Here is a 6,492-nt window from a genome sequence, read left to right as displayed (position 1 = left end):
AGTGGCTTTTTCTATCACATCAGATGCTGCTTTATCAGCTGCTTCAGGTGCTTCTTTCACAGCATCGACAGCCTTATTAACAGCGTCAGTGGCTTTTTCCGCCGCATCAGATGCTGCTTTATCAGCTGCTTCAGGTGCTTCCTTCACAGCATCGACAGCCTTATCAACAGCGTCAGTGGCTTTTTCTATCACATCAGATGCTGCTTTATCAGCTGCTTCAGGTGCTTCTTTCACAGCATCGACAGCCTTATCAACAGCGTCAGTGGCTTTTTCCGCCGCATCAGATGCTGCTTTATCGGCTGCTTCAGATGCTTTCTTCACGTCATCAGTTGCCTTATCAACTGCATCAACTTTATCCGTATCATGTGCAGGATATTCGGAAGCCTTTCGTGCCGCACTTTGAACAAGTGAAGTAGAACAAGCTATGAAAACCCCCATATAAAAGAGTGTTTTCCAATTGATTTTACGATACATTCTTTTTTCCCCTTAAGAGCTTATTAAATAGTTGAAACAAACAATCTTCTTTTTAATGACTATTCATGTCATTCAACGTTGTCACAGCACGTCGATTTTGATTCCAACAGGAAATATCATCACATACTGCTACAGGTCTTTCTTTTCCGTAAGAAATTGTTTGAATCCGTTGTGCGGACACACCAAGAGACACCAAATAGTTTCGCACAGCAACAGCACGGCGCTGTCCAAGTGCCAAGTTATATTCACGTGTTCCCCTCTCATCAGCATGACCTTCGATCATAATAGAATAATAAGGATAATGAAGCAACCATTCTGCTTGGCGCGTTAAAATACGTTCAGCATCAGCATCAAGTGAAGAAGAATCGAGACCAAAAAACACGCGATCACCCACATTAACCGTAAATTCTTGTCCTGAGCCTGGTGACACCTGATTCAAACCAGCATCATTCATATAAGCGCCATTCATACCGTTAAGTGCACCAACATTTTTTTTGCCACACCCACCCAGGCATAGTGAGAAAAGAAAGAGGATAGCTAAGGAATGAGAGATGGTTTTTTTGGTAGAGCGCATAGTCCGTTTCTCCTTGAATTTCGTAAAGAAGGGTCAATTCTTAAAAATATTTTTAAGAATAACCGTTAATTCCTAATGAAGAAGAAATTTTTCTGTTTTTTCGTCCTCATTTTTACTTTTAAGTCTCTGCCAATTTTTCTTCTCCTCAGCCATTCCTCTAACATTTCCATAAGAAATGTTTCCCTTATGCGTCATGGCTTTTTATGCATCATCTTGATCTTGACGATTTTTTTGCAGCGCGTTCAGCTTTGCAAAAACTTTATCAGCATCAAAAGTCTTATGCAGATTTTCTTCACTCTCATTTTCCTCTAGAGCAGCGTTTTCCGTCACAGAAGCGGGAAGCAACGACCTATCTTCTTCTGCTGCAACAGGACGATTTTTCGCCGCACGCTGGAGCTCAAAATCTAAATCGATTTGCGAACACAAACCAAGTCCTACAGGATCAAGAGGAACCAAATTTGCACTATTCCAATGGGTTCTAAGGCGGATTTGTTCAATTGTCGCTTTTGTTGTCCCAATCAACCGTGCAATTTGCGCATCTTTCAACTCGGGATGGTTCGTAACCAACCATAGGATACCATTGGGACGATCTTGGCGTCGAGAAAGAGGGATATAGCGCGCCCCTTTACGTTTTTTTTCAGGAATATGCACCCTCGATTGAGAAATTTTCAATCGTGCGTTTTGATCAGCCTCCACCCGTGCAATTTCACTGCGCGTCAATTGCCCAGAACTAATCGGATCTAAACCTTTAATACCATAAGCCGCATCACCATCGGCAATAGCTTTTACTTCCAAGACATGCAATTTACAAAATTCTGCAATCTGATCAAAAGAAAGAGCTGTATTATCAACCAACCAAACAGCTGTTGCTTTGGGCATCAAAAGTTGCGTTGCCATTTTTATAAATCCTCTTCTGCGCCTCTTCTATGAGGCAGGTTACCGCCCACTCAAGAGCACTGGAACTTTTTTATATGTTTAGGTCTCTCCAACCACTCCTAAAACAAAGCGCGGCATGGAATAAACCATTTTGCTATGAGATTACATTCTGTTATAGCGTTATTTTTGCTCAACGACAAGAGATCTCTCTTGTAATGATCCTCAACTAAGGTGTCTTTACCTTTAAGATGAATTTTCTTATAAAGGGTTTATTCGATTATTTCACCTCATGCTGTGGCACATTTATTCTGGTGGGATGCATGCTTTATCGCCTTAAATTCTAAGGAGTATCCAACTGGCAAAAAAGCCCTCAAATAGGAAGGAAAACTATGGCAGGCCATTCACAATTTAAGAATATTATGCACCGTAAAGGGCGTCAAGATGCAATGCGCTCGAAAATATTTTCTAAGCTTGCGCGCGAAATTACCGTAGCAGCAAAACAAGGTGCTCCTGATCCAGCCATGAACCCACGTTTAAGGCTGGCTGTTCAAAATGCCAAAGCACAATCGATGCCGAAAGATAATATTGAACGCGCGATTAAAAAAGCGTCAGGCGCCGATGTCGAAAATTATGATGAAGTACGCTATGAGGGCTATGGACCAGGCGGCGTTGCCGTCATTGTTGAAGCTTTAACTGATAACCGCAACCGCACCGCTTCAAATGTGCGCGCCGCCTTCACAAAATCAGGAGGAGCCTTAGGGGAAACAGGATCGGTCAGTTTCATGTTTAATCGGATTGGTGAAATAATCTATAAGCCAGAAGCAGGAACAGCCGATAACATCATGGATGCAGCAATTGAAGCCGGTGCCGAAGATGTGCAATCAGAAGAAACCGGACATCATATTACCTGCGCATTTGAAGATATTGGTGAAGTTTCCAAAACACTTGAAGCAAAACTTGGTGAAGCAGAATCGATTAAAACGATTTGGAAAGCCACCACCCTTGCACCAATAGATGAAGAAAAAGCTTTGTCTGTTTTACGACTAATTTCAACATTAGAAGAAGATGATGATGTGCAAAATGTTTATGCAAATTTTGATGTCAGTGATGAGATTTTGGCAAAATTGTCTGTATAATTCCCATCATTTACATAAGCCCTCTCTTCATGCATGAGGGCTTCAAAAGCATCTGTCACCCCTCCTCTTTATCCGCACATATAAAAGCCCCGCGTCAATAGCGGGGTAAGCCATTGATGCAATAAAAAACCACAATCAATCGCAGAAAACATAATCCCAAAAAGAAAAACATACACAAAACTCTGTAGCCTCACGCCTTTCTTACATGCCCCAAAGATTATCCCTATATCCCCTCTCTATTTGATCTTTTTGTTCTTTAAGATTAACCTCCTCTCCCCACCCTCAAGTAATGAAATGATCTAGCCTCTAAACAATTAGGGGTTTCTTGACGTATTCCTATAACGAATCACTCATGAAATTCACTTGAAACTTAAGGCTCAACAAACATGCATTCCCCTAAATATTCGCTACGCACTTAAAAAACACTTAGAATATATCAAGGAGATTTATACGCCCTATATCCCCACACCTCAAAGAGCAGTGTTTTTACAACATCACAGAATAAAAATAAGCAAATGGAAAGCCAGAGCTGATTGTTTAGCAAAGTATTGTACAAAAAGCCGGTACATCTCTCTAATCCGTTGCGGATAAATTTTTGACTTTATGGCATCGTATATTTCTAAAATAACGTCATTTATCTTAAAAATCTGTCCTTTTGCTCTTACCAATCAATCAATATTCAGACCTAAAACAACCGCGTACTTGAATAAAACACATCAAAGAGCAACAGCCCCCCCTGACAAGAGGACTCTTCACAAACAAAATCGAAGAGGAAGTTTAAAAAAATATATATAGCGACACTTTGAATAAAAAGTTGAACTCTAGAGATCTTAGAATTTTCGGCTCTATTTTTTCAAGGTCTTGTTTTGAATTTTTTTAAGCATTTTCCCCCAAGGAAATTCCATTATCGATCAACAACCATAGATGATAGATGAAATCTACATAACTCCCCATACCCACTATAATCAATTCCTTCTTTTAAATAATTAAAAAACTATTGAGATTGTTTAAACTTGAGACTGTATTCCTTCTATACTCTGTTTTTAAGCATTTTGTTTTACTGTACATTGAGCAAAGGCGACCATGCTGGATCTGAAGCATCATTGGGGGTGGGTAATTGACGTTCATTGCGACCCGTAATATCAATCGTATAAATTTTTGGTCCCATACCGGGATTTTTGCGAAAGAACATCAGCACACGACCATTAGGGGCCCACGTTGGTCCTTCATTGTGAAACCCTGTGGTTAAAATTCGTTCTCCTTGTCCATCAGGGCGCATAACACCGATAGAAAATTGTCCGCTTAATTGTTTTGTAAAGGCGATATAGTCACCCCGTGGAGACCAAATAGGTGTTGAATAACTCCCATCGTTTGAAGAAATACGCTGAATATCACTCCCATCCGCATTCATTTTATAGATTTGCGGCTTTCCACTACGATCTGAAGAAAAGACAATTTGTTTTCCATCCGGTGAATAAGAAGCAGAAGTATCAATAGCAGAAGTTGTTGTAAGTCGCGTCATCGTACGGGTTCGTAAATCCATAGTGTAAAGATTGGCACTCCCATCATTTTGTAACAAACTCATGATAACTTTTTGTCCATCAGAAGAAAAACGTGGAGCAATTGTCATGTTATTAAACGTTCCGATCAACTCTCTTTGCCCCATTTCAATTTGTTGGAGATAAACATGAGGTACTTGATTGTCCTCGTAAGCCATATAGGTCAATTCTTGTCTTTTTGGTGAAAACCGCGGTGTAAGCACCAATTCACTTCCATCAGACATATAAATCAAATTTGCTCCATCTTGATCCATCATTGCTAAACGTTTAATGCGTGCATTTTGAGGACCTGTTTCATCGATAAAAACAATTCGTGTATCAAAATAACCACTTTCTCCTGTCATCTCACTATAGATCTCATCTGCGATCATATGTGCCACACGCCGCCAACGTTCTGTCGCAGTATAAAAACGCCGTCCTTTCAATTGTCTTTGTCCAAACACATCCCATAAACGAAAATCGACCCTCAAACGTCCATCGATTTCTCTCATGACTTGCCCAGTAACTAAACCTTGCGCTTTTATTTTCTGCCAAGAAGCAAAATGTGGTTGTTTATTAGGATTAGAAATGTTTTCAAAAAAATTTGCTTTATCAAGCGGTAAAAACAGCCCCGACCGTTCGAGATCGGCTGTCACCACAGCAGATATTTTCAACCCAATCGAATCATTGGAAATAAAGTCTGTAATTGCAATGGGAATGGGATTAAAATCAGCGCTCGAAATAGTTCCTTTCAATTGCGCATAACCCGATGAAATACTTGAAAGCCACAACCCACAAGTGACAATAAACCAAGCAAAAACTTTATGTCTCGTTATAGTCATCATGGAATGTGTCCTTTCGTTAAGCGCTTTTTTCTCGTTTATCATCTTATTTCTTGGAGGGGATCAACATTAAAGTCAAAACCTTGCCCCCATAGATCATATTGATCACGTGGGAGATCTGCATAAGGTTGGCATGAAAAGACAGCAGCATACACCTGCCTTATCATAATAGCTTGTTGACTCTCAAGGCCGCTTACGGGATCAATGATAGGATCGCCCACAACCATCCCTTCACGGTCTAAATAAAATCGCAACCGCACGACCGGACGATTTTTTAAATCGCCGCCAAGCGCCACAAGTTTAAGCTTCTGTTGAATACATCCCCCCGCAATATTGACCAATGTTTGTGCCATTTTTGTGGTATCATTAATATTTTTTCTTGCACCCAAAGCTTCTGGTATATGAGAACGTTTTGCTCCCCCTCCTTGTGACCGCGCACGATTGAGCAAATTATTTTCCTCCAGAGCTAAAATATCTTCAATGGTCTGTTTCTCTTGGTTTTTCTTGTTAAGCTTTGGCGTCTTTTGATTCAATGCAGCCTCATTCTTCTTTGGAAATTCTCCGTCAAACTTTGGTTTAAACTGTGGAAGAAGAGATTTTTCTGGAAGTACAATTTTGGGCGCTTGATGAACAATCTGCTCTGCTGGTACTTTTGGGACCGTTGGAGCCAATTCTTTTGGCGATATCATCTCTTCATTTTTGTGCGCAGGCTTGAGCGCAACCTTAGAGGCATCTTCCGGCACTCTCAAAGGCATCTCAGGCGCAACCTTGGGCGCATCCTCCGGTGCCTCCAAAGGCATCTCAGGTGCAGCCTTGGGCGCACCCTCCGGTGGTGCCTCCAAAGGCATCTCAGGCGCAACCTTGGGCGCATCCTCCGGTAGTGCCTCCAAAGGCGTCTCAGGTGCAGCCTTGGGCGCATCCTCCGGTAGTGCCTCCAAAGGCATCTCAGGTGCAGCCTTGGGCGCACCCTCCGGTGGTGCCTCCAAAGGCATCTCAGGCGCAACCTTGGGCGCATCCTCCGGTGCCTCCAAAGGCATCTCAGGCGCAACCTT

5 protein-coding genes and 1 pseudogene are annotated in these 6,492 nt (G+C 41.7%); 1 reads left to right on the top strand and 5 read right to left on the bottom strand.

What is annotated here, in order from left to right; all coding sequences use genetic code 11:
- From ACFINS_RS01755 to ACFINS_RS01745, 3 genes and pseudogenes are all read right to left on the bottom strand, one after another.
- Positions 1–474: pseudogene (locus ACFINS_RS01755) on the bottom strand (tol-pal system protein); the annotation flags it as partial.
- Between the two features lie 52 nt (positions 475–526).
- The gene (gene pal / locus ACFINS_RS01750; RefSeq protein ID WP_375649951.1) at positions 527–1,048 is read right to left on the bottom strand and encodes a peptidoglycan-associated lipoprotein Pal; all 522 of its coding nucleotides are present in this window, start codon (positions 1,046–1,048) and stop codon (positions 527–529) included.
- A gap of 201 nt (positions 1,049–1,249) precedes the next feature.
- Entirely contained in the window at positions 1,250–1,945 is a 696-nt protein-coding gene (locus ACFINS_RS01745; protein ID WP_375611764.1) for a DUF1013 domain-containing protein, read from the bottom strand.
- 368 nt (positions 1,946–2,313) lie between these two features.
- Between ACFINS_RS01745 and ACFINS_RS01740 the strand changes: the two genes are divergently transcribed.
- Complete coding sequence (locus ACFINS_RS01740) at positions 2,314–3,060, top strand: YebC/PmpR family DNA-binding transcriptional regulator (protein WP_254492472.1); 747 nt, start codon at positions 2,314–2,316, stop codon at positions 3,058–3,060.
- A 1,057-nt stretch (positions 3,061–4,117) separates the two neighbouring features.
- Here ACFINS_RS01740 and tolB read toward each other — a convergent pair.
- A complete protein-coding gene (gene tolB, locus ACFINS_RS01735; protein WP_375611763.1) occupies positions 4,118–5,443 on the bottom strand; it encodes a Tol-Pal system beta propeller repeat protein TolB in 1,326 nt (441 codons plus the stop codon).
- Between the two features lie 38 nt (positions 5,444–5,481).
- Positions 5,482–6,492 (bottom strand): cell envelope biogenesis protein TolA (locus ACFINS_RS01730; RefSeq protein WP_375705803.1); only part of this gene is annotated, 1,011 nt, incomplete at its 5' end.

Origin of the sequence: Bartonella sp. AA2SXKL (assembly GCF_042197205.1) — a bacterium.
Classification (GTDB): Bacteria; Pseudomonadota; Alphaproteobacteria; order Rhizobiales; family Rhizobiaceae; genus Bartonella.
Note: the sequence above shows the minus strand (reverse complement) of the source record. Positions and strands in the feature narration are given on the sequence as shown.

Coding starts and splice junctions, on each gene's coding strand:
- tolB (WP_375611763.1), bottom strand. CDS start 5,443: ATGATGACTATAACGAGACATAAAGTTTTTGCTTGGTTTATTGTCACT.
- pal (WP_375649951.1), bottom strand. CDS start 1,048: ATGCGCTCTACCAAAAAAACCATCTCTCATTCCTTAGCTATCCTCTTT.
- ACFINS_RS01745 (WP_375611764.1), bottom strand. CDS start 1,945: ATGGCAACGCAACTTTTGATGCCCAAAGCAACAGCTGTTTGGTTGGTT.
- ACFINS_RS01740 (WP_254492472.1), top strand. CDS start 2,314: ATGGCAGGCCATTCACAATTTAAGAATATTATGCACCGTAAAGGGCGT.